The following is a 526-nucleotide window of genomic DNA, read 5'->3' on the forward strand; positions in this document are numbered from 1 at the left end:
CGTGGTGGCGTCCGAAGTGCGGTCGCTGGCCGGGCGATCGGGCGCGGCGGCGCGTGAGATCCGTGACCTCATCGGCGACTCGGTGCGCCAGGTGGAGACCAGCGCGCAGCTGATCCGGGCGGCGGGCTCGGGCATCGCCGAGATGGCGGGTGGCGTGCGCAGCGTGGCCGCCAACGTGAGCGAGATCTCGGCCTCCAGCGCCGAGCAGAGCACCGGCCTCAGCGAAATCAGCGCCGCCGTCCAGCAGCTCGACCAGATCACCCAGCGCAACGCCCAGATGGTGGGCCAGGCCGTGCACCAGGCCGAGGCGCTGGAACACCGCGCCTCCACGCTCTCGCGGGCGGTGATGTCGTTCCGCCTGCAGCAGGGCACCGCCGACGAGGCCAAGGCGCTGGTGGAGCGGGCTGTGGCCCTGGCGCGCACGGCGCCCCAGGCCAGCCTGCTGCGCACGCTGACGGACCCGGCCCAGCCCTTTCATGACCGGGACATGTACGTGTTTGCCCTGCGCTTGGACGGCACCTACCTG

At 72.6% G+C, this 526-nt stretch carries 1 protein-coding gene; it reads left to right on the top strand.

Annotation, left to right across the window (positions count from 1 at the left end; genetic code table 11):
• Nucleotides 1-526, top strand: a 526-nt coding sequence (locus AC27KI_RS27070; RefSeq protein ID WP_487117002.1) for a methyl-accepting chemotaxis protein, incomplete at both ends; no start/stop codon positions are given.

This window comes from Acidovorax sp. KPB24-03 (assembly GCF_057546605.1).